Origin of the sequence: Gordonia sp. PS3, assembly GCF_041950545.1 — a bacterium.
Classification (GTDB): Bacteria; Actinomycetota; Actinomycetes; order Mycobacteriales; family Mycobacteriaceae; genus Gordonia; species Gordonia sihwensis.
Window position 1 is genome coordinate 375,344 of record NZ_CP169524.1, and the last position, 20,958, is coordinate 396,301.

Here is a 20,958-nt window from a genome sequence, read left to right on the forward strand (position 1 = left end):
TGAAGGAGAAGAGATGCCCAACTCGCGTTCGACCGACTCGATGATCGTCAGTCCCGTGTTCACCCGCGGGGGAGAGGCGACCGAACTGCCTCGGTTCGAGATGCCCGACGAGATGATGCTGCCGGAGACGGCGTATCAGATCGTGCACGACGAGGCGATGCTCGACGGAAACGCCCGGCTCAACCTGGCGACCTTCGTCTCGACCTACATGGACAAGGAGGCGCAACTCCTGTACATGCAGACGGTCGACAAGAACATGATCGACAAGGACGAGTACCCGGCGACGGCGGCGATCGAGGACCGCTGCTGGCGGATCCTCGGCAACCTCTGGCACAACCCCGACGTCGACCAGGCGATCGGCACCTCGACCATCGGGTCGTCGGAGGCCTGCATGCTCGGCGGCTTGGCGCTCAAACGCCGGTGGCAGGCCAAGCGCAAGGCCGCGGGTGAGTCGATCGAGAAGCCGAACCTGGTGATGTCGACAGCGGTGCAGGTGTGCTGGGAGAAGTTCTGCAATTACTTCGAGGTGGAGCCTCGCTGGGTGCCGATCACCGAGGAGCATCTGTTCCTCGACGGCTATGAACTCGAGAAGTACGTCGACGAGAACACGATCGGCGTGGTGGCGATCATGGGCCAGACGTACACGGGCGCGTACGAGCCGGTGAAGGAGATCTCCGCCAAGCTCGACCAGATCCAGAAGGACACCGGCCTCGACGTGCACATCCACGTCGACGGTGCCTCGGGTGCGATGATCGCGCCGTTCTGCCAGCCGGATCTGGAGTGGGACTTCCGCGTCGACCGTGTCGCATCGGTCAGCACCTCCGGCCACAAGTTCGGTCTGGTGTATCCGGGCGTGGGCTGGATCGTCTGGCGCGACGCCGAGGCGCTCCCGGAGAGCATGATCTTCCACTGCAGTTACCTGGGGGGAGACATGCCGACGCTCGCGCTGAACTTCTCGCGGCCGGGCGCCCAGGTGCTGCTGCAGTACTACCAGTTCCTGCGGCTGGGGCGGGCGGGCTATGCCGCCGTCCAGCAGGGTTCGCTCGACGTGGCGCAGTACCTGTCGTCGGCGATCGCGGAGATGGGCCCGTTCGAGTTGATCAGCAAGGGCGACACCATCCCGGTGTTCGCGTGGCGGCTCACGAAGGACGCGAACCCGAACTGGAACCTGTACGACCTTCAGGACCGGCTTCGGATGAAGGGCTGGCAGGTGCCCGCCTACCCGCTGGCCGACGATCTCGCCGACATGACGGTGCAACGGATCGTGGTGCGGGCCGGGCTCAGTCACGATCTCGCCGACAAGTTGCTCGACGATCTGCGCGCGGAGGTCGACTTCCTCGAGAAGCTCGACGCGCCGATGCCGCGTGAGGGCAACAACTCGCACTTCCACCACTAGACGTCCGTGGTCCGCTGCTCGTCTCCTCAATGTGGGAGGCGAGCGGCGGGGAGTCGCTCAGGAGACACGTACCGTCCATGACCAATCGCAACGCCACCACGGCGCTGACGAGCCGGATCCTGACACCCTCGGTGGTTCATCAGTGCATCGGCTTCATGATCGGCTCTGCGCTGTTCGCGATCGGCTCGGCTCCCGGTTTCGGGAACTGGGCCGGCGCGTCCGTCGTGAACATCTGCTATTTCGCCGGCTCCTGGTTCTTCACCGGTGCGGCGTTCATCCAACTGGTGCTCAGCGGCAGTCCCACCGTCCCCGTCTCGTATGCGCCGGGGGTGATGGTTCGCGCCGAGTGGTTCGCGGCGGCGACGCAGTTCTTCGGCACACTGCTGTTCAACGTCAGCACCGGCGGGGCGCTCATGACGCACACCATCCGCGGCGAGAAGCATCTCGTCTGGACTCCGGACGCGGCCGGCTCGGTGGCGTTCCTGGTGAGCGGGTTCTTCGTCCTCGTCGCCTTCTCCCACGCCACGGGACGGATGTGGGCGCCCGGTGACCGGAACTGGTGGTCGGGCCAGATCAACTTCATCGGGTGCGTGGCATTCGGCGTCTCCGCCGTCGCCTCCTACATCACGGTCGGCGGCATCACCGTCGATGCCGTGGCCGCCAACGTGGGCACCTTCGTCGGCGCGATCTGCTTCTTCCTGGCCTCGGCCGTCGTCCTCCCACGGGCATCGGCGGCACGATGACTGCCCGGCCCGCCCCGGACGAGATCAGGGACTGGAGCCGGTCGGTCGGCGTGTGCGACGACGATCCGCCGCTCGTTCTCGGCGGGCGGCAGGGACTGGCGGCCTACCGGGACATGGTGGGCGTCGACCGGCTCGCGAGCGCTGACCCGGAGACTTTCGGCGCAGCGATCCACCAGCGCAGGCTGTCGGTGGTGACGGCCACACGGGCGCTGCGCACACCGCTGACGTGGCACGCGGAGGTTTCCGAACCCCCACCGGACGGCGACTTCCTGTTGATCGCGATGCCCGACGCCGCGGGATCGTCCGGCGACCACGTCGTGGTCGTGACCGGCGGCTCGCCGGAACCGCCGTCGTCCGGTGACCTGGCGGACGTGGCCGCGCTGCGGATCCCGGCCGACGAACTGGGAGTCGGGGCGAGGACGCTCGCCACGGCCGGTGTACTCATTCCCGACACCCTGTTGGCGGCGGTCGCGGCGCGCAGTGTCCGCGGGTTCGTCTCATCGGTCATCGCGCGCGATGTGCGGACGCCGACCCTGGCCGCCGAGATCGCGATGATCGACATGCTCTCCGCTGTGGTCGCCGAGACGGGCTGCCGGACCGGTGACGTGTCCGGCACCACCGCCTACGTCCGGGAGCAGACTCACGAACTCATCGAGCGGCACTTCCGCGATCCGTCGCTGTCACCGGCGGTGTTGGCCGGGCGCCTTCACCTGTCCCGGCGCCAGTTCTACCGCCACTTCGAGGACTGCGACCGGAGCGTCGCCGAGATGATCGCCGACCGGCGACTGCAGGCCGCGCGGGTGCTGCTGATATCGAACCCGGCGGCGTCGATCGCCTTGGTGGCACGAGCGTGCGGGTTCGCGTCGCTGGGCGCCTTCCGCTTCCGGTTCCGCCGCGCCTACGGTCTGGGCCCCAATGAGTTCCGTGATCGGCTGGCGCAGTCGAGGGCGGGAGGGGCGCCCGCGTCCGCGGAGACCTCGCGTCCGGTGGGCTAACCCGACTTCGCAGGCGGGGCGACGGTTTCGGTCACCGTCTTGGTGTCGGTCTCGGTCCGGGTCCTGGTGACCGTGTCGGTCACGGTGCGCGTGGCCGTGGCGTTCGACGTCGCTGTCTCGGTCGCGGTCTCGGTCACGGTGTCGGTCGCGGTGCGCGTGGCGGCGCTGCCGGTGGTCGTCGAGATCACCGTGGTGGTGTCGACGACGGTCTCGGTGACCGGAGCCTGGCTGTCGGACGATCGGCTCTGGCCGACGAGGAAGAAGCTGACGATGACGAGAGCGGCGGCGAGGCAGGCGACCGCGGTGATGATCCGCCAACGCCGGACGGCCGCGGTCTCCGCGGCGGCGGCCGTCACGGGTTCCGGAGGGCCGGTCGGCGGGCCGTACCCCGCGGGCTGGTTGCTGTAGGCGGTCTGTCCCGCGGACGCCGGGTACTGCGGCTCGCTCGACGGGGGTGTCGTGGGGCCGTCGTTCGGCGGCTGGGTCACGGGCGCTCCTAGGACGAGACGATGCGGGCCGCGGCGGGTCGACGCGCCGCGGTCTCCCAGAACAGTACCGCGCCGGGTATGCCGCGATGCCGGCCTGCTAGCAGTTACCCCCAGGTAGTGACAGTTGCGACGCAAGTTTGCCGATCGGACCCGCCCGATGTGACCCGAATATCACCTTGGCGCTTTTGGTGATTCGCTCGACACTGATAATTGGGTGTGCAAGTATGTCAGATGAGAAAGCAAGGCTCCCTCCCAAAGCCAGGCCCATCTCGCCATGTCCCCCATGCGTAGAAGGTCTCCTCATGCCCCATAGTGCAACCCTGCCCAAGACAAGTCTGTCCAATACGCGCGCTTCGTTCCCTCAGGCGGCACGTCCCGGACTGGCGACCCGGCTCACTCCGCGCACCGTCGCCGAATGGGAAGCGCGGCTCGGCGTCGGCAGTGTCCCGACGCGCCCGCGTCCGGACCGGTTCACCGGCCATTCCGGCACCACCGCCTACAGCCCGACGGTCGACGTCCGCATCGCGGAACCGGAGACCTTTCATGCGATGCGCTTCGCACAGAGTCTGTCGTCGATCGTGACCTACTGCGCACTGCAGCCCGCGATGACGATGGAGCGCACGGCGGAGCGGGTGCGGAACGAGCCGTCGGACTCTCTGGTGGTCAGTGTCAGCGGTATGCGCGGACAGTCACTCATCCGGCAGAACGGCCGGGAGTTCGTCTACGGCCCCGGCGACCTGGTGTTCGTCAGCAACGCGACCCCGTACAGCCTGGTGACCAACGCCGTGGCCGACCCGTCCGGACTGCTCATCCCGTTCAATCGGCTCGGCAAGCACCGCCACATCGCCGAGCGGCTGCAGCGTCCCATCGCGGCCAACACCCCGCTGGCCCGCGCGGCCGCGGTCTTCGTCCGCCGATTCGCCGCCGAGACCTCGGCGCTCAATGCGGGGCAGGCGACGGGCACCGTCTCGGAGCAGGCCGCCGTCGATCTGATCGTCGCCGCGCTGTCGGAACTCGACGGTTCTCCGACCGGCACCGAGGACAACGCCCTGTTCGTCCAGGAGGCCGCTCGCGACCTCATCGACCGCCACCACCGCGATCCCAGCTTCTCCCCGGACGCGATCGCCGAGCGGCTGCACCTCTCGCGCCGCCAGCTGTACCGCTACTTCGAGAACTGCGACACCTCGCTCGCGAGCCGGATCGCCGATCGCCGGCTGCAGACCGCCCACGAGATGCTCATGCAGAACGCGGGCGCCTCGATCAGCACCATCGCGCTCTCATCGGGCTTCCCGACGGTCGCGACCTTCCGGAACCGGTTCAAGCAGCGCTACGGCGTCGGACCGGTGGAGTATCGCCACCGCGTGCGCGGATAGCGGCGGGGCCGGCACCGGTCACGGCGGGGAGTCGGCCGCCGGATCGAGCCGCCACAGCGGGTTCACCGGGCCGTGGCCGGCGCCGAGCGGATAGGCGGCGGCCAGGCCGCGGGTGACCCACCGCTTCGCGAAGGCCACGGCGTCGGGCACGCGGTAGCCGTGGCCCAGCGCGCCGGTGATCGCCGCGGCCAGGGTGTCGCCCGCACCGTGGTCGTGCGGGGTGTCGATGCGTCTGCCCGGGAACTCCAGGAACTCTCGGCCGTCGTACAGGATGTCGGGGCTGTGTTCGCTGCCCCGCAGGTGGCCGCCCTTCACCAGGGCCCACCGGGCGCCCGTCTCGCGCAGTGCCGCGGCGGCCGCCCGTTGGCTCGCACCGTCCACGACGTCGATCCCGGTCAGTAGGCGCACCTCGTCCAGGTTCGGCGTGACGACCGTGGCGAGCGGCATCAACCGCTCGGTGAGCGCACCGAGGGCGTCGGACGCCAGCAGGGGATCGCCGTGCATCGACGCGCAGACGGGATCGACCACCAGCGGCACTCCCGTGTCACCGCCGATGCCGAGCTGCGTCGCGGCCTCGGCGATCGCCGTGATGATCGGATCGGAGGCCAGCATCCCCGTCTTGACCGCACAGACGCCGATGTCGGGAACCACCGAGTGCATCTGCGCCGCGACCACCGCCGGATCGATCTCCTGGATTCCGGTGACCCCGGTGGAGTTCTGCACGGTCACCGCGGTGACCGCGACGCAGGCGTGCAGGCCGAGCATCGCGAAGGTGCGCATATCGGCCTGAATGCCCGCGCCGCCGCCGGAATCGGAGCCGGCCACGGTCATCACCCGGACCGGGGTGACGCCGGGGCCGGCCTGCGGAAGCCGCAGGGTCACGGCGCGGCGGCCTCGGAGATCGGCAGGTACACCTGGTTTCCCGCCGCCGCGAACTCGGCCGATTTGGCCGCCATGTCCTGTGCCAGCCGCGCGTCGATGTCCTCCTGCGTGACGAGCCCGTTCTCCTGTGCATAGGTGCGGACGTCGGCCGAGATCCGCATGGAGCAGAACTTGGGGCCGCACATGGAGCAGAAGTGCGCGGTCTTCGCCGGCTCGGCGGGCATCGTCTCATCGTGGTACTCGCGTGCCGTGTCGGGATCGAGCGCGAGGTTGAACTGATCGGTCCAGCGGAACTCGAAGCGCGCCTTGCTGAGGGCGTCGTCGCGTTCCTGGGCGCGCGGATGACCCTTGGCGAGGTCGGCCGAGTGTGCCGCGATCTTGTAGGTGATGACGCCGACCTTCACGTCGTCCCGGTTCGGCAGCCCCAGGTGCTCCTTCGGCGTCACGTAGCAGAGCATCGCCGTGCCGGCCTGCGCGATCATCGCGGCGCCGATCGCGGAGGTGATGTGGTCGTAGGCCGGCGCGATGTCGGTGGCGAGCGGGCCGAGCGTGTAGAACGGGGCCTCCTCACACAGCTCTTCCTCGAGCCGGACGTTCTCGGCGATCTTGTGCATCGGGACGTGCCCGGGGCCCTCGATCATCACCTGTACGCCGTGGCTCTTGGCGATCTTCGTCAGCTCGCCCAGGGTCCGCAGTTCGGCGAACTGCGCCTCGTCGTTCGCATCGGCGATGGACCCGGGGCGCAGGCCGTCGCCGAGCGAGAAGGTGATGTCGTACCGCGCGAAGATCTCGCACAGCTCGTCGAAGTGCGTGTACAGGAACGACTCAGTGTGGTGGGCCAGACACCATGCGGCCATGATGGAGCCGCCGCGCGAGACGATGCCGGTCACCCGCTTGGCGGTCAGCGGGACGTAACGCAGGAGCACGCCGGCGTGCACGGTCATGTAGTCGACGCCCTGTTCGGCCTGTTCGATGACGGTGTCGCGGTAGATCTCCCAGGTCAGGCGCGTGGGATCGCCGTTCACCTTCTCGAGCGCCTGGTAGATCGGCACGGTTCCGACCGGGACGGGGGAGTTGCGCAGGATCCATTCGCGAGTGAGGTGGATGTCCTTGCCGGTCGAGAGATCCATGATGGTGTCGGCGCCCCACCGGGTGGCCCAGACCATCTTCTCCACCTCTTCGGCGATGGACGAGGTGACGGCAGAGTTGCCGATGTTCGCGTTCACCTTCACCGCGAAGGCCTTGCCGATGATCATCGGCTCCGACTCGGGGTGGCGGTGATTGACCGGAATCACCGCGCGTCCGGCGGCCACTTCGCTGCGGACCAGCTCGGCGTCGGCGCCCTCGCGCGCGGCGATGTATCTCATCTCCGGCGTCACGATCCCGGCGCGTGCCCAGGCCAGCTGGGTGGCCGCGTCGTGCCCGCCCACGGGCACCGGTGCCGGCCGTTCCCAGGAGTCGCGCGTCTTCGCCAGCCCCTTCTCGAGGTCGATGGTCGCCGACGAGTCGGTGTACGGACCGGAGGTGTCGTAGAGGTCGAGGTGCTCGCCGTTCGTCAGATGCACTCGACGCTGGGGAACGGCCATGCCGTCGACGTCGAGGTAGACCTTGCTGCTGCCCTCGATGGGGCCGCAGGTCACCTCGGCGGTGGCGTCGTCACGTGTGGTTCCAGGCATGGATGTGCCCATGATGATCCTCCCTACGCCGGCATTATCCGGACAGGTTCAGGCGGTCGACGACCGCCTGTCGCCATCTCAGCCCCCGGTTCCGTGGGAGCCCCCGCGTGTGAAGTTGTGCGGTGCCCACCATACTCACGTCGTCCGGTCGCGTCGCATCGTGATGCAGATGTGACAGATGTGACTTGCGTCTCCCCGTCGAACGAACGTAATCTTGTGACGCTGGTCACAGGAGGTCAACGAATGCATCGCAAAGTCCGTCACTCGCATCCGCCGCAGTCGGCGCGCTCGCTGCTGCACCAGATCTCCGAGGTGTCCCACAATCCGGAGCGGGAGCGCTTCGAGTTGCGGGTGGGCGGCGACCTGGTCGGCGTGCTCGGCTATCGCATCGACGACGGTCCCGACGGCGAGGTGGTGACGATCCTCCACACGGTCCTCTACGACGAGTACAGCGGCCACGGGCTGGCCACTCGGCTCACCGGCGGCGCCATGCAGTACATGCGCGACAACCAGCTCAAGGTGCGGCCGCTGTGCACCTTCACCAAGCACTTCCTCGACGCCCATCCCGGCATGGTGGCGATGGCCTCCGCCTGAGGCGGACCGACCGGCGCACCCGCCGGGATCAGCTCAGGTCGAACACGAGGGGGGCGTGATCGCTGGCGCCCTCCGCGGCGCGGGCGTCGCGGTCGATGAAGGCGTCGTGGATACGGTCGTCCAAGGCGGGGGAGCAGAGCGCGAAGTCGATGCGCATGCCCTCGTTGCGGGCGAAGCGCCCGGCCTGGTAGTCCCAGAAGGTGTAGGTCCCCGGACCGGGGGTGAAGGGGGCCGCGCTGTCGACGAATCCGCCTTCGACGAAGCGGCGGAAGGCGGCGCGCTCCTCGTCGGAGGTGTGCGTGCGGGACGCGAAGTACTCGGGGTCCCACACGTCCTCGTCGGTCGGCGCCACATTCCAGTCTCCGGCGAGAGCGACCTGGGCGGCGGGATCGTGCGACAGTTCCAGCGATGTGACATCGGCGAGGGCGCTGAGCCAGTCGAGTTTGTACTGGAAGTGATCGTGTCCCGGCTCGCGCCCGTTGGGGGCGTACAGGCTCCAGACGCGCACGCCACCGCAGGTCGCCGAGATGGCTCGCGCCTCCCGTTCACCGGCGTAGAGCGGCTGCCCGTCGAATCCGATGTGGATGTCGTGCACCCCGATCCGGGACGCGATCGCGACGCCGTTGTATCCGCTCGACCCGTGGAACGCGACGTCGTAGCCGTGGGCCAGAAAACTCATCACCGGGAACTGATCGTCGGTGCACTTGGTCTCCTGCATCGCGAGCACATCGATCGCATGCCGATTCATCCATGCCACGACCTGCTCGGATCGGGCGCGGATCGAGTTCACGTTCCACGTCGCCAGGCGCATGGCGTCAATCCTGCCGCAACCGCATCAGGGGCGCACCGGCACCCTCCCATCGGCCTGCGACGGCGGCCGCGTCGTCGGCGGACGTGAGCAGGACGAGTCCGAAGCGGCGGCCCGATCGGCGCAGCCGCTCCCGCCAGTGCGCGGGGGAGGTGGCGAACCACTCGAAGTCGCCTTCCGGAGCGTCGGCCAGGAGTCGGCCGGCATCGGAGACGACGGTCAGCAATGCCGTCGCCCGAGCGCCGGTGGGGGTCCGCAGACCGGTGGGGAGGTCGCCCATGCAGTCGTCGAACGCGTCTTTGTTGTGCCCGAAGTGGCCGGGGAAGTCCCATGCGGCGGCGAAGAGGTCGTACAGTCCGTCCAACGTGCGCATCCGGTCGCCCGGCAACCGCCGGACCGCTGCGCCGGTGCGGTAGGTGGTGACGTCGCCGATCGCGAGCGCTGTCGCCGGGCCCTCGCCGGCGAGGAATTCGGTCAGGGAAGCGGTGGTCACGCCGACGGCCCCCGGATCTGGACGAAGGTCCGATAGTGGTCGAGGGTGTACCAGGCGGACCCGTCGCTGCCGGTCACGATGCGTTCGGCGTCACGTCCGCGTCCCGGCTTCTTGGGGTTGACGTCCCATTCCTTGTAGACGATGCGCCGCCCGTCTGCGGACTTGACCGGCAGCTTGCGCTCGTTGTTCCGGAAGGTGTCGCCGCCGTGGGTGCCCGGGGCGTTCGCCGCCTCCGGCCACCGGCCCGAATCGATCTCGTTCAGCGTCTTGGTGACCCGGGTGGGAGCGTCGCCGCCCCTCGCCTCGACCGTCGCCGGGCCGGGCGCCGCCGTGGACGTGCCGAGGAGCGGGCCGGCGGCCGTGGACGTCGGTGCGGACGACGCGTCGTCGGGGCTGTCGCGGCCGTCGATCCACCACGTGAACGCCGCGATGGCGAGCAGCGCGATGACGGCGAGCGCCGAAGCGATGATTCGTCGCCTGGTCAGGTCGGGGTCGGTGGAGTTCGGCATCGCCGTCCACCGTAATTCATCGCGCCGCCGCTACAGAGCCAGCAGGCGGCACGTGTGGTGCAGTTCGAAGTCCAGTGCTCGCCACGCCGCGCGGGCCGAGTCGTCGGACGCCGCCACCGTCACCGCGACCACCCCGTCGGCGATCGGCGCCCAGTCGCCGGGCGGGGTGGGGCCCGTCGGCTCGGGGCCGATCAGCACCTCGTAATCGGCCGAACTCGCGATCGCCGCACCCAGCGAGGCGACGCGCATCAGCCGGTCGGCGACGATCACGCGGCGCGGCAGCCCCCGGCCGTCGAGCCAGCGCAGCGCCGCGGGCAGACCGGCCGCGGTGGAGCCGAAGTCGACCGGTGCCGCGGCTCCCGACCGCAGAGAGTCGCCGGCGCCGTTGACGAGCCAACCGTCGGTCTCGGTTCGCTCGGCGGCCGGTGCGGCGCGCATCAGCGCTCGCTCCACGCCGCGGATCTCGGAGTTGCGCACCACCCGTCGCGAGAGCAGTCGCACCGACGTGATCGCATCGGTGCGGATGCGGTGGCGGACGCCGTCGCGCTCGACGACGATCGCCTCGCCGGTCCGCTCCCGGAGCAGCCCGGTGATGTCCGACAGGCTGGGGGAGCGATCGGTCGGGGGATTGGGTGAGGCCCGCCAATCGGCGGGCGCGTCGGCGCCGAGCCGGTACCGGACCACCACTCGATCGCCGACCGCGGGCTGCGGTCCGCGAGAGACGGGCGACGGGTCCGGCGACGGCACGGCGGGCGGGTCAGTCGTCGTGGCCGAACGGATCGGTGACGGTGCCCGGCAGCCAGGTGAGGCCGGGCACGCCCCAGCCGTTGCGCTTGATCGCCTTCTTGGCCGCCCGCGCGTTGCGCCCGATCAGCACGTCGACGTACAGGAATCCGTCGAGGTGTCCGGTCTCGTGCTGCAGCATCCGGGCGAAGAATCCGGTGCCCTCGATCTCGACGCGGTCGCCGTTGCGGTCGGTGCCGACCACCTTGGCCCAGTCGGCCCGCCCCGTCGGAAAGCCCTCACCGGGCACCGAGAGACAGCCTTCGTCGTTGTCGTCGGGATCGGGCATCGTCTCGGGGATCTCGGAGGTCTCCAGGATCGGATTGATCACCTCGCCGCGCCGGCGCGCGCCGGCATCGGGGCAGTCGTAGACGAACATCCGGAGCGGCCGGCCCACTTGATTCGCCGCGAGTCCGACGCCGTTGGCGGCGTCCATGGTCTCGTACATGTCGTCGAGCAGAGCGACGATCTCGGCCGAGGGCTTCGAGTCGGCGTCGAGCTCGACCGGGGTGGTCGGCTGGTGCAGCACGGGTTCGCCGATGATGCAGATCGGGAGAATTGCCATGACAGAGCAGTCTACTGCGCGAGAGGTCCGGTTTCGCTGCGGTGCGTCGGCACGGACGGCGGCCGCGATCGTGGTTAGATGTTCGACGGAACCACACTGATGTCATTCGTGCGCCGAGGCGGCGTGCGAGCCGGTGTGAATGCACGGTCCAGCTGTTTGAGGAGCGAGATGAACGGCGCAACGGCGAGTAGCCCGCAGGGCGACGACCCCTCGGCGATCGACGGAGCCCGCGACCAGGCTGCGAACCTCGACCCCCACGAGGTGGGTCCCGACGGACTGACCCGGCGTGAGCGGGAGATCCTGAACTTCGAGCGGCAGTGGTGGAAGTACGCGGGATCCAAGGAAGACGCGATCAAGGAACTGTTCAACCTGTCCGCGACCCGCTACTACCAGGTGCTGGGGGCACTGGTGGACCGCCCGGAGGCGCTCGCCGCCGATCCGATGCTGGTGAAGCGTCTGCGTCGGCTCCGCGCCTCGCGCCAGAAGGCCCGCGCGGCACGACGGCTCGGGTTCGAGATCACCTGACGCGGGCACGGCCTGCGCACGGGCTGCGCGGGTGGCCGGTGGGTTAGAGTTGCCGTGATGAATGCTGAGCGAGAGAACAACCGACTTCCGCTGCGTGCGGGTGCCATGCTGCTGTTGGCGATCGCGGTCGTCTGCCTCGGCCTCGGCATCCATCAGTTGACGACCAGCGGTGAAGATCCCGACGCCGGCCTCAAGGCCGCCGGGCAGAGCGCACAGGCCGCCGCCGAGTCGGAGAAGCAGCAGGAGCAGGCGACGTCGAGCAAGTCTCCGTCCAGCAGCACCGCGCCCGCCGCGGACACCGAAGGCGTGCCCGAACTGTGCGTCCTCAATGCCGGCAACGTGACCGGTCTGGCCGGTTCGGTCAGCAAGGAGCTCACGGCCGCCGGATTCAAGGTCGGTGAGACGGCGAACCTGAGTACGTCCAGCGTCAGCGAGAACACCATCTTCTACTCCTCCGAGCAGGAGGAGGCCGCCAAGAAGGTGGCCGCGGCCGTGCCGGGCGGTGCCGCCCTGAACCCCCGGCCGACGGCTTTCACGCGTTGCCCGGAGGGCCTGCCGGTCGTGGTGGTGAGCCGGTAGCACGCGGACCGGACGCACCCGTCATAATCATTGGCGAACAGTAAACATCAGCGAACACGGCAACAGCCCCAACGTGCACGCGAAGCGGATGGAGATCCGCCCAGCCGACCACAGCGCCGACGACTAAGGAGCACACATGACCGTCCGTAGCACCAATCGCGCTTCGACCGTCCGGGTCATGGCGGCCGTGGCCGCCGCGGGCGGCGCGGCCCTGGCACTCTCGGCCTGCACCCCGAACGAGCAGCCGAGTGACGTGCCCGGCACCACCCCCGCGGTCGTTACCGGCGACCAGGTGGCTCCCGGCGACGTCGTGAACGCCGACGGCATCCCGGCGAGCGCGCAGTCCGCGTCAACCACTCTGGTCAACAAGGACGGCAACCGCGTGGGCTTCGTCAGCTTCTCGCAGGAGGGCGAGGCCGTGAAGGTGTCGATGCGGGTGGCCGGTGTGAAGCCGGGCGAGCACGGCATCCACATCCACACGGTCGGTAAGTGCGAGCCCGCGACCGGGTTCTCCACCGCCGGCGGTCACTTCCAGGCCGACGGTCACACCGGCAAGCCGGAGTCGGGCGATCTGGCCACGCTGAACGTCCTCAAGGACGGCACCGCCAGCGCCAGCACCACCACCGACGCGTTCACCGTCCAGGACATCCGCGGCAAGGCCGTCATCCTCCACGATCTCGCCGACGGCGGCTCTGAGGCACCGCGCCTGGCCTGCGGCGTGATCTCGCAGACCAGCTAGCGCCGACCCGAGGCAAGGAGCCGCGGTGACCACTCCGGCGGCGATCCCGTTCCACGGGTCGCCGAAGCCGACGCTCGGGGTCGAGTGGGAACTCGCCCTGGTCGACAAGTCGAGTCGCGACCTGTCGAACGCCGCAGACCGGCTCTTCGAGCTCGTCGACGCGCGCGCCGGCGATCAACGCGACAAGATCCATCGCGAACTGCTGCGCAACACGGTGGAATTGGTCACCGGCATCTGCACCACCGTCGGCGAGGCCATGGACGATCTCGGCGGGTCGCTCGACGTGGTGCGCGGGCTGTGCGACGAGATCGGCATCGATCTGTACGGGGCGGGAACCCACCCCTTCGCGGAGTGGTCCGCGCAGCAACTCACCGAAGGCCACCGATACGCCGAGTTGATCGAGCGGACGCAGTGGTGGGGCAGGCAGATGCTGATCTGGGGCGTGCACGTGCACGTGGGCATCGACAGCCGCGACAAGGTGCTGCCGATCCTGTCGTCGCTGCTGAAGTTCTATCCGCATCTGCTCGCGCTGTCCGCGTCGTCGCCGATGTGGGCCGGACGCTCGACGGGGTATGCGAGCAACCGCGCGATGATGTTCCAGCAGTTGCCGACGGCGGGGCTGCCGTTCCAATTCGAGTCGTGGTCGGAGTTCGAGGGCTTCGCGCAGGACCAGAAGACCACCGGGATCATCGACCACCTCAACGAGATCCGCTGGGACATCCGGCCGTCGCCCCATCTGGGAACCATCGAGGTGCGGGTCTGCGACGGAGTGTCGAACCGGCGTGAACTCGCGGCGATCGTCGCCCTGACCCATTGCTTGATCGTCGACCTCGACCGGCGCCTGTCGGCGGGACAGACGCTGCCGCAGATGGCTCCGTGGCTGGTGCAGGAGAACAAGTGGCGCGCCGCCCGCTACGGGCTCGATGCGATCATCATCCAAGACGCCGAATGCTCGGAGCGCCTCGTGACCGAGGACCTCGCCGAACTGCTGGTGCGTCTGGAACCGGTGGCGGCGTCGCTGGGCTGCCTCGAGGAACTGGGTACGGTCGCCGACATCATCGCCGGCGGCGCCAGCTACCAGCGGCAGCGCCGGGTCCTCTCCGAGACCGGCGACATGCGCAAGGTGGTCGACTCGGTGGTCGCCGAACTCGGTTAGCGGACGCGTCCGCGACCGCGGTGGCGCTACCCGCCGTTTCGCGAGGACAGTTCGTCCTCGTCCAGAACGTCCTCCCCCAGGGCCTGCTCGCGATACACGAGGCGGCCGACGCGCTGGGCGACCACCGGCGCGGTGATGAGTGCGAACAAGCCGGTCAGGACCAGCATTCCGCCGTCCGGGTGGCTGTCGAGCCTGATGAAGGTGCCCGCGAGCACCAGGATCATGCCGAACGTCTGAGGCTTGGTCGCGGCGTGCATCCGGCTCAGCGTGTCGGGGAATCGGACGATCCCGATGGCGGCGGTGAGGGCCAGCAGAGAGCCGAGCAGGATCAGCGCCGCGGCCACGACGTCGAGGATCACTGGTCGTCCCTCACTCGGAAACGGGCCACGGCGATCGACCCGATGAAACCCACCAGGCTCAGCGCCACGATGCCCGGGACCACGGTGGTGTCGGTGGTGTAGGCCACCCACACCGACAGACCGGAGATCGCGATGGCGACCAGCGCGTCCACGCCGACGAGCCGATCGAGGGTCGAGGGCCCGCGAAGCGTGCGATAGACGGTCAGGAGCACGGCGGTGAGCAGCATCGCGGCACTGATGATCCAGACGACGGTCATGCCTTCTCCTTCCGTGAGCGCTCCTGCTCGACCACCCGACGGCGGTCGGCGAACGGGACGTGATGGTAATCGTCGTCGATTCCGTGGAACGGACTCGGATGCCACTCGTCGTCGCGCTCGAAGGTCTTGATGAACTGTCGCTCCACGTAGGCCATCTGCTTCAGGAACTCGTCGATGTACTTCTGTTTGCGCACGTCGAAGACGTGGATGTACAGCATCCGCTGGTCTTGATCGATCTCGACCACCATGGTGCCGGGCACCAGGTTGATGTAGTCGACGGCCAGCGTGAGCGTGAGGTCGGATTTGATGGCCATGTGCACGCGGACCACCGCACCGAGCGGCGGATCGCCCGGCTTCACCGCGGCCCACGCCACCTGAGCGCTGGAGAGGAAGAAGTTGTAGATCATCGTGCCGACGAGCTTGAGCGCCGAGAGCGGGTGAAACCGACCCTCCACCGGCACCCGCGGCAGCGGCAGCAGGACCATCACCAGCAGGGCGATCAACGCGCCGACCACGATGTTGGCCCAGGTGACGTCGCCCCAGAGAAGCACCCAGACGAAGGTGAGCCAGGCGAAGCCCCACAGTCGCAGGCCGAACTCGCGCAGCGAGCCGCCGGCCCAGGCCGGTGCGTGCAGGTTCTCGTTCAGCCAGACGTAGGTCCGGACCGCGGGCCAGGCCAGGTGCACCAGGGTGACCCGCCACAGGTTGCCGAAGAATGCGGCCACCGGGCGCTTTCCGACGGGTTTCGCGTGCGGCTTGTCTGGGAACGGCGTGTTGCTCATGGCCGGCCTCCGTCGGTGGCGTGCGCGGGGTCGGGCCCGTGCAGAACCGTCGAGATGTACTCGCTGCGGTCGAGGACGCCGTGTGCGGCGTCGTCGGTGAAGTGGAAGATGGGCCCGCCCCACAGCGTCAGCGCCAGACCGGCGGCCACCATCGCCATCGTGGGCAGCACCATGGCCACCGGCATCCGGCCCACGTCCTCGCGTTCCTCGAGCAGGACGTCGGTGCCCTCTTCGATGAGCGCGGACGCGGTGCTCGACGCCATGGCGCCGTCGGGCGCGTCGGCGCGGGCCCGCCAGAACGCCTTGGTCCAGATACGGGCCATCACGTACAGGGTGAGCAGGCTGGTGACGACCGACCCGGCGACCAGCACCCACGCCAGCACCGATCCGTCCTGGGCACCGGCCTCCAGCAGCGCGACCTTGCCGATGAATCCCGAGAACGGTGGAATGCCGCCGAGATTCAGCGCCGGGATCATGAACAGCCCGGCCAGCAGCGGACTCGCGATGAGTCCGCCGAGGCGCCGCAGCGACGCCGACCCCGCCTGCCGTTCGATCAGTCCCACCACCAGGAACAGCGTGGTCTGCACGAGGATGTGGTGGGCGACGTAGAAGATCGCCGCCGAGGTGGACAGCTCGGAACCGACGGCGATGCCGAACACCATGTAGCCGATGTGGCTCACCAGCGTGAACGACAGCAGTCGCTTGATGTCCGACTGCGCTATGGCGCCGAAGATGCCGACGAGCATGGTCAGCAGTCCCGCGATCATGAGCACGTTGTCCATCGATCCGCCGGGGAACAGCAGGGTGTGCGTGCGGATCAGCGCGTACACGCCGACCTTCGTCAGCAGACCCGCGAACACCGCGGTCACCGGGGCCGGAGCGGTCGGATAGGAGTCGGGAAGCCACGTCGAGAGGGGGAACACGGCCGCTTTGATGCCGAAGGCCACCAGCAGGACCGCGTACAGCGCGTTGCGGGTGCCGTCGGGCACGTCGTCGAGCCGGACGGCCATCTCGGCGAGATTGAGGGTTCCGGTGGTCGCATAGGCGAAGGCGATGCCGGCCAGGAAGATCAGCGACGACACCATCGACACCATGATGTACGACGCGCCGGCTCGCACGCGCTCGGCGCTGGCGCCCAGGGTGAGCAGGACGAAGCTCGCCGCGAGGAGCACCTCGAACGAGACGTACAGGTTGAACAGGTCGCCCGCGAGGAACGAATTGCAGACGCCCGCGGTCAGGATGAGATAGGTCGGCAGGAAGATCGACACCGGCTGCTCGGTGGTTCCGTCCCTGATGCCCTGCCCGATCGCGTAGACCACGACGCACAGCAGCACGGTCAGCGAGATGACCAGCATCAGTGCCGCGAGGCGGTCGACCACCAAGGTGATGCCGAGCGGCGTACCCGCGATGCCGCGGCCGTCCCAGCCGCCGACGTTGACCGCGAAGGTCCCGTGTGCGCTGGTGAGGTAGAGCATCAGGCCGGACGCGATCAGCGCGACGCCGATGGCGGACACCGAGACCGCGCGCTGGATGGTGGGGCTCCGGCCGGCCAGCAGCGTCACGGCGGCCGCCAGCAGCGGAACCATCGTCGGCAGCACGATGAGGACCGGGATCCAGGACGTCTGCGGCGTCATCGTGCCCCCTTCGCGTGCCCGTCGTCGTTCGGTTCGTCCGCGTCCCGCGGCATCTCGTCGCCGTCGTAAGGCAGGTACTCCAGGACCTCGGCGTCCTCGGGCATCAGGTCCGGCTCGTGGACGTTGATGTGCGCCGCGATGAACTCCTCCGGCGTCAGCGGGTTGCCGTACTTGTCGAACAGGTCGCCGGCGACGGTGTCGGCGCCGGTGGCCGGATCGTCGCTGAGATCGCGATCGGGCTGGGACTCGGGTGTTCCCGTGAGGATCTTGATGTCTTCCTCGTCGTCGCCGAGTTCGTCGTCGGTCGCTGCCTCCGCGCCCGGCGGCAGCTTCTCCTCCTCGGCGGCCTGATTGATCTTGAAGAGCCGGTAGGTGACGGCCAGGACGAAGGCCGCGATGCCCAAGGTGATGACGATCGCGGTCAGGATCATTCCCTGCGCCAGCGGGTCGGTGTCGAAGCTCGCCCCGTCGGATTCGCGCCCGCGGATCGGCGGATGGCCGGGCGGACCGGCGAGGACGAGGATCATCAGATTCAACGCGTTGCCCGCCAGCAGCAGGCCGAACAGCATGCGGATGAGGCTGCGCTCGGTCAGCAGGTAGACGCCCGCGGCGGCCATGGCTCCGGCCACGATCAACAGGCCCAGGTTCACCGACATCACCTCACCTCCTCGGGCTCGGGAGCGGCCGGTTCGGCGGGCTCCGGCGGGGCGTCGGCCACGTCGAGCCGGGCGCCGAGGCTCCGGAGGATGTCCAGGACCAGCCCCACCACGATCAGGTAGATGCCGAGGTCGAAGAACAGGGCGGTGACGATGTGGAACTCGCCGAAGACCGGCAGGCTCAGATCGATGACGGCGGACGAGAGCGCCGGAGCACCGAGCGCCAGGGACACCGCCGCGGTGGTCGCCGAGACCGCGAGCCCGGCGCCGAGGATGGTGCCTGCCTCCACTCTCATCGCCTCGCCGAGTTCGTAGCGTCCGCCCGCGAGGTAGCGGAGCACCAGGGCCAGGCCCATCACCAGACCGCCGGCGAACCCGCCTCCCGGTGCGTTGTGTCCGGCGAAGAAGAAGTAGACCGAGAGCACCACCAGGGTCGGGAAGACGAGCCGCGTGGTGGCCTCGAGGATCAGCGACCGCTGCGCCGGATCACGCATCTCGCTGCCGCGCAGCCACGTGGTGCGCCCGTGTGCGGCGTCGTCCCCGTTGCGGCGCTGAGCGAGTGCCGAGTCGGTGACCCGGGGGACGGCGCCGAACCGGCGGCTCCGGAACACCATCGAGGCCACTCCGGTCGCCGCGACGATCAGGACGGAGATCTCGCCGAGGGTGTCCCAGGCGCGGATGTCGACGAGCAGGACGTTGACCGCGTTGGCTCCGTGACCGAACTCGTACGCGGCGTCGCCGAGGTAGACGTGCAGTGGCTCGGTGGACCGTGCCGCTGCGGCGAACAGCCCGATCACCACCAGCATCGCACCGAAGGCGACGGAGATCGCGATGCGGATGGGGCGATGACCGGTGCGCAGCTTCGGGGTCGCCTCCGACGGAAGTTTGCGCAGGACCAGCACGAACACGACCAGTGTCAGGCTCTCCACCAGAAACTGGGTCAGTGCGAGATCCGGGGCGCCGTACATGGCGAACAGGGCGCCGCAGCCGTATCCGGTGATGCCGAGGGTCAGCAGGCCGGCGAGGCGGTTGCGCAGCACGGCCGTCGCGATCGCCGCGGCGACCATCACGAAGCCGATGACGATCTCTTCGACGGTGTCGAATCCCGCCAGGTGCAGCGACTGCCTGCGTCCCAGGAACAACACGCTGACGGGCAGGATCACCGCGGTCGAGAGGATCACGCCCTGGGTGATGGGCAGTGAACCGCGTTGGGTGTTGCGGGTGACCCAGAGGGAGACGGTGTCGGCGGTGCGCAGCGCGCCGTCGTAGATCCGGTCGGCGTTGAGCCGCGGCGGATGAACGAAGACGTGCGCGCGGCGCGCACGCAGGAACAGGAACAGGCCGGCGCCGCCGGCGACGACGATGATCGAGAAGACGACCGGGAGACCGAAGCCGTGCCACTGCGCGAGATGCTCGATCTCCTCGCCGTAGGCGGGCAGCGACTGCGCATAGGGCTCGAACAGCGAGCCGATCCATCCCGACGCGAACGCCGCGACCACGCCGGCCGCCGACAGCAGTGCGGGAGGGACGAGGAACATGACGGCGGGCTGGTCGAGCTGTGCGACGGCCCTGGTCGGCAGGCGGCGGACCTTGCGTCCGAACGCGCCCCACAGGAAGCGCGTGGTGTACGCGAACGTGATGACCGAACCCACCAGCAGCACCACGTCGACTGCGTGCCGCTGCATCGGGGAGAGCGCGCCGGTGTCCCAGACGCTGCCGAAGGCGGTCTCCTTGCCGACGAAGCCGAAGGTGAACGGCAGGCCGGCCATGCTGGCGCCGGCCACCGCGGCGACCGCGGCGAGCCCGGGCAGTCGTGCGCCGAGGCGTGCGAGCTTGCGGATGTCGCGGGTTCCGGTGGACTTGTCGATGATGCCGACCACCATGAACAGGCACGCTTTGAACATCGCGTGCGCCACCACCATGGCCAGGCCGGCCATGGCGACGTTGGCGTCGCCCACACCCACCAGCACCGTGATGAAACCGAGCTGCGACACCGTGCCGAAGGCGAGGACGAGTTTGAGGTCCAGTTCGCGCAACGATCGCCATCCGCCGAGCACCATCGTGAGCAGACCGAGTCCGATGACCGGTATCTGCCAGCTCAGAAGGGGTGCGAAGGCCGGTGCGAGCCGCGCCACGAGGTACACGCCCGCCTTCACCATGGCCGCGGCGTGCAGGTACGCGCTGACCGGGGTGGGAGCGGCCATCGCGCCGGGAAGCCAGAAGTGGAACGGGACGATGGCCGACTTCGAGAGGGCGCCGATCAGCACCAGGATCACGGCGACGTCGATGTAGACGCTGCCGGCCGGCGGATGGGCGACGAGGTCCGACAGCAGGTAGCTTCCGGTCCGCTCGCCCAGCATGATGATGCCGACGAGCATCGCCAGCCCGCCGAAGGTGGTGACCAGCAGGGCCTGGGTCGCGGCGCGGCGCGAGGTGGCGCGAACCGTGTTGAATCCGACGAGCATGAACGACAGGACCGTCGTCGCCTCCCAGAACACGTACATGACCAGCGTGTTGTCGCTGACGACGAGGCCGAACATCGCGCCTGCGAAGGCCACGAGTTCGCCGCCGAAGACCGCGACTCTCCGGCGCATCTGCTGGAAGTAGTTGGCGCAGTAGATCAGCACCAGTGCGCCGACGCCCAGGATCAGCACCGACATGACGGCCGACAGAGTGTCGAACCGCAGCACGATGTCCATCTGCAGGCTGGGGATCCACTCGATCGTCTCCACGCGGGGCGGTGCGCCCGGGGCCGGCCAGTTGGCGACCACCCATGCCAGCCCGGCCGCCGGAGCGAGCGCCAGGACGTAGAAACCGCGGGAGCCGAGAGTCTTGATGATCGGTGGTGAAATGAGCGCACTGACGGCCAGGGCGATCAATACCAGGATCAAAATGGCACTCCGACTTGTGTCGAGGACGGGCGGGCGGGGTGTCGTGGTGACGAGAACTTGAGGTCTACCTTACCG

Annotated in this window: 23 protein-coding genes and 1 riboswitch; of the genes, 9 read left to right on the forward strand and 14 right to left on the reverse strand. The window is 68.8% G+C overall.

Annotated elements, in window-relative coordinates; genetic code table 11:
- The first annotated feature begins 13 nt into the window (after nt 1–13).
- The 3 genes from ACE11G_RS01750 to ACE11G_RS01760 all read left to right on the forward strand — a co-directional run bounded on the left by ACE11G_RS01750 (nt 14) and on the right by ACE11G_RS01760 (nt 3,134).
- Complete coding sequence (locus ACE11G_RS01750; RefSeq protein ID WP_006897983.1) at nt 14–1,396, forward strand: glutamate decarboxylase; 1,383 nt, start codon at nt 14–16, stop codon at nt 1,394–1,396.
- Nucleotides 1,397–1,473: 77 nt separating this feature from the next.
- Nucleotides 1,474–2,139, forward strand: a complete 666-nt coding sequence (locus ACE11G_RS01755; RefSeq protein ID WP_006897984.1) for a hypothetical protein — start codon at nt 1,474–1,476, stop codon at nt 2,137–2,139.
- Nucleotides 2,136–3,134, forward strand: coding sequence for a helix-turn-helix domain-containing protein (locus tag ACE11G_RS01760; protein WP_375003451.1), 999 nt, complete (start codon nt 2,136–2,138; stop codon nt 3,132–3,134). The genes ACE11G_RS01755 and ACE11G_RS01760 overlap by 4 nt, the downstream gene beginning before the upstream one ends.
- On the opposite strand, the gene ACE11G_RS01765 is transcribed toward ACE11G_RS01760, so the two are convergent.
- Complete coding sequence (locus tag ACE11G_RS01765) at nt 3,131–3,622, reverse strand: hypothetical protein (protein WP_006897986.1); 492 nt, start codon at nt 3,620–3,622, stop codon at nt 3,131–3,133. The two genes, ACE11G_RS01760 and ACE11G_RS01765, sit on opposite strands and share 4 nt — an antisense overlap.
- Nucleotides 3,623–3,924: 302 nt before the next feature.
- Here ACE11G_RS01765 and ACE11G_RS01770 point away from each other — a divergent pair, with 302 nt between their 5' ends.
- Nucleotides 3,925–4,995: a helix-turn-helix domain-containing protein gene (locus ACE11G_RS01770; protein WP_006897987.1), complete on the forward strand. Its 1,071-nt coding sequence runs from the start codon at nt 3,925–3,927 to the stop codon at nt 4,993–4,995.
- A gap of 18 nt (nt 4,996–5,013) precedes the next feature.
- On the opposite strand, the gene thiD is transcribed toward ACE11G_RS01770, so the two are convergent.
- Together thiD and thiC are read right to left on the reverse strand one after the other, a co-directional pair.
- Complete coding sequence (thiD, locus tag ACE11G_RS01775) at nt 5,014–5,826, reverse strand: bifunctional hydroxymethylpyrimidine kinase/phosphomethylpyrimidine kinase (protein WP_062366550.1); 813 nt, start codon at nt 5,824–5,826, stop codon at nt 5,014–5,016.
- Between the two features lie 47 nt (nt 5,827–5,873).
- The gene (gene thiC, locus ACE11G_RS01780; protein ID WP_375003453.1) at nt 5,874–7,565 is read right to left on the reverse strand and encodes a phosphomethylpyrimidine synthase ThiC; all 1,692 of its coding nucleotides are present in this window, start codon (nt 7,563–7,565) and stop codon (nt 5,874–5,876) included.
- A riboswitch (TPP riboswitch) is annotated at nt 7,557–7,670 on the reverse strand. Its footprint overlaps the gene before it by 9 nt.
- 126 nt (nt 7,671–7,796) lie before the next feature.
- Between thiC and ACE11G_RS01785 the strand changes: the two genes are divergently transcribed.
- Nucleotides 7,797–8,147, forward strand: a complete 351-nt coding sequence (locus ACE11G_RS01785; RefSeq protein WP_006897990.1) for a GNAT family N-acetyltransferase — start codon at nt 7,797–7,799, stop codon at nt 8,145–8,147.
- A 28-nt stretch (nt 8,148–8,175) separates the two neighbouring features.
- Here the strand turns inward: ACE11G_RS01785 and ACE11G_RS01790 are convergent, their stop codons facing one another.
- From ACE11G_RS01790 to ACE11G_RS01810, 5 genes are read right to left on the reverse strand one after another with little or no spacing between them, the layout of a single operon-like run.
- The gene (locus ACE11G_RS01790; protein ID WP_045540517.1) at nt 8,176–8,958 is read right to left on the reverse strand and encodes an exodeoxyribonuclease III; all 783 of its coding nucleotides are present in this window, start codon (nt 8,956–8,958) and stop codon (nt 8,176–8,178) included.
- A gap of 4 nt (nt 8,959–8,962) precedes the next feature.
- Complete coding sequence (locus ACE11G_RS01795; RefSeq protein ID WP_045540515.1) at nt 8,963–9,448, reverse strand: barstar family protein; 486 nt, start codon at nt 9,446–9,448, stop codon at nt 8,963–8,965.
- Nucleotides 9,445–9,957 carry a ribonuclease domain-containing protein gene (locus ACE11G_RS01800; RefSeq protein ID WP_006897993.1) on the reverse strand — a complete coding sequence of 171 codons (513 nt, stop codon included), beginning with the start codon at nt 9,955–9,957 and terminating at the stop codon, nt 9,445–9,447. Before ACE11G_RS01800 ends, ACE11G_RS01795 begins: the two co-directional genes overlap by 4 nt.
- A 30-nt stretch (nt 9,958–9,987) precedes the next feature.
- Nucleotides 9,988–10,704: a GCN5 family acetyltransferase gene (locus ACE11G_RS01805; protein WP_101841518.1), complete on the reverse strand. Its 717-nt coding sequence runs from the start codon at nt 10,702–10,704 to the stop codon at nt 9,988–9,990.
- Between the two features lie 10 nt (nt 10,705–10,714).
- On the reverse strand, nt 10,715–11,305 hold the full coding sequence (locus tag ACE11G_RS01810) for a peptide deformylase (protein WP_006897995.1): 591 nt from the start codon (nt 11,303–11,305) through the stop codon (nt 10,715–10,717).
- A 168-nt stretch (nt 11,306–11,473) separates the two neighbouring features.
- Here ACE11G_RS01810 and ACE11G_RS01815 point away from each other — a divergent pair, with 168 nt between their 5' ends.
- The 4 genes from ACE11G_RS01815 (at nt 11,474) to ACE11G_RS01830 (ending at nt 14,304) form a co-directional block, all read left to right on the forward strand.
- Entirely contained in the window at nt 11,474–11,830 is a 357-nt protein-coding gene (locus tag ACE11G_RS01815; protein WP_006897996.1) for a DUF3263 domain-containing protein, read from the forward strand.
- Between the two features lie 57 nt (nt 11,831–11,887).
- A complete protein-coding gene (locus ACE11G_RS01820) occupies nt 11,888–12,409 on the forward strand; it encodes a LytR C-terminal domain-containing protein (protein WP_375003458.1) in 522 nt (173 codons plus the stop codon).
- A 136-nt stretch (nt 12,410–12,545) separates the two neighbouring features.
- The gene (locus tag ACE11G_RS01825; protein WP_006897998.1) at nt 12,546–13,148 is read left to right on the forward strand and encodes a superoxide dismutase family protein; all 603 of its coding nucleotides are present in this window, start codon (nt 12,546–12,548) and stop codon (nt 13,146–13,148) included.
- 25 nt (nt 13,149–13,173) lie between these two features.
- Nucleotides 13,174–14,304, forward strand: a complete 1,131-nt coding sequence (locus ACE11G_RS01830; RefSeq protein ID WP_006898000.1) for a glutamate--cysteine ligase — start codon at nt 13,174–13,176, stop codon at nt 14,302–14,304.
- A gap of 26 nt (nt 14,305–14,330) precedes the next feature.
- Here ACE11G_RS01830 and mnhG read toward each other — a convergent pair whose 3' ends face one another.
- Genes mnhG through ACE11G_RS01860 form a run of 6 tightly spaced genes read right to left on the reverse strand, consistent with a single transcriptional unit; the run spans nt 14,331 to nt 20,883 of the window.
- Nucleotides 14,331–14,663: a monovalent cation/H(+) antiporter subunit G gene (mnhG, locus tag ACE11G_RS01835; RefSeq protein ID WP_006898001.1), complete on the reverse strand. Its 333-nt coding sequence runs from the start codon at nt 14,661–14,663 to the stop codon at nt 14,331–14,333.
- Nucleotides 14,660–14,920, reverse strand: a complete 261-nt coding sequence (locus ACE11G_RS01840) for a monovalent cation/H+ antiporter complex subunit F (RefSeq protein WP_006898002.1) — start codon at nt 14,918–14,920, stop codon at nt 14,660–14,662. The genes mnhG and ACE11G_RS01840 overlap by 4 nt, the downstream gene beginning before the upstream one ends.
- Nucleotides 14,917–15,702: a Na+/H+ antiporter subunit E gene (locus ACE11G_RS01845; RefSeq protein ID WP_006898003.1), complete on the reverse strand. Its 786-nt coding sequence runs from the start codon at nt 15,700–15,702 to the stop codon at nt 14,917–14,919. Before ACE11G_RS01845 ends, ACE11G_RS01840 begins: the two co-directional genes overlap by 4 nt.
- Nucleotides 15,699–17,336 carry a Na+/H+ antiporter subunit D gene (locus tag ACE11G_RS01850; protein WP_006898004.1) on the reverse strand — a complete coding sequence of 546 codons (1,638 nt, stop codon included), beginning with the start codon at nt 17,334–17,336 and terminating at the stop codon, nt 15,699–15,701. Before ACE11G_RS01850 ends, ACE11G_RS01845 begins: the two co-directional genes overlap by 4 nt.
- Entirely contained in the window at nt 17,333–17,992 is a 660-nt protein-coding gene (locus ACE11G_RS01855) for a Na(+)/H(+) antiporter subunit C (protein WP_006898005.1), read from the reverse strand. The genes ACE11G_RS01850 and ACE11G_RS01855 overlap by 4 nt, the downstream gene beginning before the upstream one ends.
- Nucleotides 17,992–20,883: a Na+/H+ antiporter subunit A gene (locus tag ACE11G_RS01860; RefSeq protein WP_006898006.1), complete on the reverse strand. Its 2,892-nt coding sequence runs from the start codon at nt 20,881–20,883 to the stop codon at nt 17,992–17,994. Before ACE11G_RS01860 ends, ACE11G_RS01855 begins: the two co-directional genes overlap by 1 nt.
- Nucleotides 20,884–20,958 lie beyond the last annotated feature (75 nt).

Coding starts and splice junctions, on each gene's coding strand:
- thiC (WP_375003453.1), bottom strand. CDS start 7,565: ATGGGCACATCCATGCCTGGAACCACACGTGACGACGCCACCGCCGAG.
- ACE11G_RS01755 (WP_006897984.1), top strand. CDS start 1,474: ATGACCAATCGCAACGCCACCACGGCGCTGACGAGCCGGATCCTGACA.
- ACE11G_RS01855 (WP_006898005.1), bottom strand. CDS start 17,992: ATGTCGGTGAACCTGGGCCTGTTGATCGTGGCCGGAGCCATGGCCGCC.
- ACE11G_RS01845 (WP_006898003.1), bottom strand. CDS start 15,702: ATGAGCAACACGCCGTTCCCAGACAAGCCGCACGCGAAACCCGTCGGA.
- ACE11G_RS01820 (WP_375003458.1), top strand. CDS start 11,888: ATGAATGCTGAGCGAGAGAACAACCGACTTCCGCTGCGTGCGGGTGCC.
- ACE11G_RS01850 (WP_006898004.1), bottom strand. CDS start 17,336: ATGACGCCGCAGACGTCCTGGATCCCGGTCCTCATCGTGCTGCCGACG.
- ACE11G_RS01815 (WP_006897996.1), top strand. CDS start 11,474: ATGAACGGCGCAACGGCGAGTAGCCCGCAGGGCGACGACCCCTCGGCG.
- ACE11G_RS01790 (WP_045540517.1), bottom strand. CDS start 8,958: ATGCGCCTGGCGACGTGGAACGTGAACTCGATCCGCGCCCGATCCGAG.
- ACE11G_RS01750 (WP_006897983.1), top strand. CDS start 14: ATGCCCAACTCGCGTTCGACCGACTCGATGATCGTCAGTCCCGTGTTC.
- thiD (WP_062366550.1), bottom strand. CDS start 5,826: ATGACCGTGGCCGGCTCCGATTCCGGCGGCGGCGCGGGCATTCAGGCC.
- ACE11G_RS01800 (WP_006897993.1), bottom strand. CDS start 9,957: ATGCCGAACTCCACCGACCCCGACCTGACCAGGCGACGAATCATCGCT.
- ACE11G_RS01810 (WP_006897995.1), bottom strand. CDS start 11,305: ATGGCAATTCTCCCGATCTGCATCATCGGCGAACCCGTGCTGCACCAG.
- ACE11G_RS01770 (WP_006897987.1), top strand. CDS start 3,925: ATGCCCCATAGTGCAACCCTGCCCAAGACAAGTCTGTCCAATACGCGC.
- ACE11G_RS01785 (WP_006897990.1), top strand. CDS start 7,797: ATGCATCGCAAAGTCCGTCACTCGCATCCGCCGCAGTCGGCGCGCTCG.
- ACE11G_RS01840 (WP_006898002.1), bottom strand. CDS start 14,920: ATGACCGTCGTCTGGATCATCAGTGCCGCGATGCTGCTCACCGCCGTG.
- ACE11G_RS01825 (WP_006897998.1), top strand. CDS start 12,546: ATGACCGTCCGTAGCACCAATCGCGCTTCGACCGTCCGGGTCATGGCG.
- ACE11G_RS01760 (WP_375003451.1), top strand. CDS start 2,136: ATGACTGCCCGGCCCGCCCCGGACGAGATCAGGGACTGGAGCCGGTCG.